This is a genomic window from Streptomyces sp. (assembly GCF_031178505.1).
Lineage (GTDB): Bacteria > Actinomycetota > Actinomycetes > Streptomycetales > Streptomycetaceae > Streptomyces > Streptomyces gulbargensis.
Map to the genome: position 1 here is coordinate 1 of NZ_JAPSIW010000788.1, position 3,121 is coordinate 3,121.

General features: G+C 74.9%; 3 protein-coding genes and 1 pseudogene. 2 read left to right on the forward strand and 2 right to left on the reverse strand.

Annotated features, from left to right (window positions below; all coding sequences use genetic code 11):
- The coding region (locus RIF68_RS32310; RefSeq protein ID WP_309054822.1) for a GntR family transcriptional regulator at positions 1–532 on the reverse strand (532 nt) is incomplete at its 3' end.
- Between the two features lie 47 nt (positions 533–579).
- Between RIF68_RS32310 and RIF68_RS32315 the strand changes: the two genes are divergently transcribed.
- The gene (locus RIF68_RS32315; protein WP_309054823.1) at positions 580–1,875 is read left to right on the forward strand and encodes an MFS transporter; all 1,296 of its coding nucleotides are present in this window, start codon (positions 580–582) and stop codon (positions 1,873–1,875) included.
- A gap of 42 nt (positions 1,876–1,917) precedes the next feature.
- Entirely contained in the window at positions 1,918–2,853 is a 936-nt protein-coding gene (locus RIF68_RS32320) for a hypothetical protein (RefSeq protein ID WP_309054824.1), read from the forward strand.
- An 85-nt stretch (positions 2,854–2,938) separates the two neighbouring features.
- On the opposite strand, the pseudogene RIF68_RS32325 reads toward RIF68_RS32320, so the two are convergent.
- Positions 2,939–3,121 (reverse strand): annotated as a pseudogene (locus RIF68_RS32325) (phosphoenolpyruvate--protein phosphotransferase); the annotation flags it as partial.

Sequence of the window (3,121 nt, forward strand, 5' to 3'; positions counted from 1 at the left end):
CGGGGTCCTCCACGGCCACCGCGTCACCGGGCCGCAGCTCCGTGGAGAGCAGCCGCGCGATGCAGTCCAGAGCCCCGTGCGCGAAGGTCACGTGCTCCGCCGGCACGCCGTCCCGGACGAACCAGTCACGGGTCAGCGCCTCCAGCTCGGCGAGACGCGGGGCCGCGCGGTGCGAGCCCTGGACGGGAGCGAACTCCGCCGGCGGGCGCAGCACCGGCAGGAACGCCGGATCGGGATGGCCGCCGGCCAGGTCCACCAGTCCCTCGGGGACGCGGGGCGGGCGCCGGGAGGCCACCGACGGAACCTCGGCCACCACGGTCCCGCCCCGGCCCCGGGTCACGACGAGCCCCCGTCGGCGCAGTTCCTTGTAGGCCGTGGCGACCGTGCCCGGACTGACTCCGAGCGCGTCCGCGAGCCGCCGTACCGGAGGGAGGGCGTCGCCGGGCCGGAGCCCGCCCTCGGCGACCCCCCGCTCGACGGACGCGGCAATCCCCTTGGCCGTGGACCCCTCGATCGAATATTGTGCTGCCACGTACTCAACTATGTACCAATACAAAGAAATGCGCAAGGGGGACCCACGTGAGCCGCTCGACCCGCCCCGCCCGAACACCGCTCAAGGACCGCGTCCCGGGCGGTCCCGACGGGCGCCGCCTGCTCCTCATCGGTTTCATCGACAAGTGCGGCACCGGCCTCTGGGCCACCGCCATGGCCCTCTACTTCACGTACGTCACCGGCCTCGGCCTCGGAGAGGTCGGCCTCCTCGTCGGCCTGTCCGGCGCGGCCGGCATCGCCGGCGCCCCGCTCGGCGGCCGACTCGCCGACCGCTTCCCCCTCGTGCGCGTCCTCATCGGCACCCAACTCCTGCGCGCCGCGGCCCTCCTGGCCCTCCTCACCACCGACACGTACGCCCTCCTCGTCGTCTACTCGGCGATCGGCGCCCTCCCCGACCGCGCCACCAACGTCCTCACCAAGCTCTACGCCGCCCGGATCGCCGGCCCCGACCGCGCCCGCTACCAGGCCATCAACCGCACCGCCTCCAACATCGGCTGGACCGTCGGCGGCCTCGGCGCCGCGGCCGCGCTCGCCGTCGGCACCACCGCGGCCTACCAGCTCCTCCTCGTCGGCAACGTCCTCTCCTACCTGCTGATGGCCGCCCTGACCCTCCGCTGCGCCGAGCCGCCCACCCCCTCCCGCACCGTGGCGACCGGCACCCCCGCCACCGACGGCTCCCCGGTCCCCGCGCCCCGCCGCTCCGACCCGTGGCGCGACCGCGCCTTCCTCGGCTTCACGGCGGGGGACGCCGTCTTCTTCCTCCACGACTCGATCCTCCAGGTCGGCCTGCCCCTCTGGATCGTCCACGCCACCGAAGCCCCCGCCGGCCTCGCGCCTCTCCTGCTCGTCGTCAACAGCGTCCTCGTCGTCCTCTTCCAGGTCCCCCTCTCCCGCTTCGGCGCCACCCCCGCGGCCGCCCGCCGGCTCTACCGTCCCCTCGCCGTCCTCTTCGCCACCGGCACCACCGCGGTCTGCGTCTCCGGCCTCGGCGGACCGGCCGCCGCCGTCGCCGCCCTCGTCGTCGCGGCCGTCGCCCTCACCTTCGCCGAGATGCTCCACACCCTCGCCTCCTGGGAGCTCTCGGTCGCCCTCGCCCCGGACGACGCCCAGGGCGCCTACCTCGGCGTCCACGGACTCGCCCAGTCCACCCAGCGCTTCGGCGGCCCCCTCCTCGTCACCGGACTCGTCTCCGCCGGCCCCTTCGCCTGGCCCGTCCTCGGCGCCGTCCTCGTCGCCACCACCGTCGCGCAGCGGCGCCTCATCGGTCACCGGCTCCCCGAATCGTCACTGTCAGTGGCGAAGGTTACGGTGAGTGAGCACTGATCGGAGCGGACCGACCGGCCCGCGAACCAGGGGGGAACAGCCATGCCTCGCACCGACACCGCCCGCACTCCGCACACCACCGCGGCCGACCGCCGCCTCCGCCGCGCCCTGCGCCGCGAGATGCCCAGCACCGTCGGACTCCTCGCCGACGCACGGGACTTCGACGCCATGCGGCGCTACCGCACCTTCGCCTTCGACGACCACACCGCCTACCTCCGGCAGATCGAGGCCCTCCTCAGGACCCTCGCCTCCCAGGGCGGACACACCACCGTCACCCTCTTCGACCCCGAGGAGTACGCGGCCTGGTGCACCGCCACCGGAACCGACCCCGACCACCCGGCCAGCCGCAGCCGCTTCACCGCCCACGCCGCCGTCACCGGGGCCCGCCTCACCTACACCGGCCAACCGCTCTCCACCCTCCTGCCCGAACTCGTCGACACCGCCGTCCGCCACGCCACCTGGGAGTACGCCACCACCGTCCTCGCCACGGCCGGGGACTGTGCCGCCTGCGGCAAGGACATCGGCAAGGCCGCCTTCGACCGCGCCACCCACCTCCTGGCCCGCCTCCTGGAGGCCACCGGCCCCGGCACCCACCACCTGGTGTGCAGCGTGCCCGCCGGCACGGACCACCTCCTCACCGTCCTCCACACCCGCACCGACGACGACGGCACCGCCCACCACGACCTCACCACCGCCACCGAGTTCACTGCCGTCCTCGCCGCCGGCATCGCCCTCTCCGCCCCCGGCGGCCTCGTCCTGCGCACCTCCGCGCCGGGCGCCCGCGACCGCCTCCACGGATGGCGCCTGAAGGACGCCACCCTCGCCCCGCTCACCGAGGCCGAGGTCTTCGCCGCCTACTGCACCGACGCCCGCACCGGCGAACCGGTCGCGCCCGAACCGGACGTCGACCACCGCGCCGGCTTCCCGCTCCCGACCGACCCCTACGACGACTGCGCCGTCCACCGGCCCAGGCCCTGACCCGGAAACCACCCGGAAACGCCGGAGGGGCTCCCCGCCACCATGTGACGGGAAGCCCCTCCGAAGAACCGGCGCCGGCCGGCGATCACTCGCCCGACAGCACCGCCTGCGCCGCGCGCCGCGCCTCTTCGGCGGTGTCCGCGGCCCGCGCCGCGGCCGCCGCCCGCTCGCACTGCGCCAGCGTGTACGTGGCCAGCGTCGCCCGCACGTACGGGATCGACGCGGCACCCATGGACAGGGAGGTGACCCCCAGACCCGTCAGCACACA

Bases quoted from the DNA above. Each gene is read 5' to 3' on its own strand.
- RIF68_RS32320 (WP_309054824.1), top strand. From the start codon at position 1,918: ATGCCTCGCACCGACACCGCCCGCACTCCGCACACCACCGCGGCCGAC.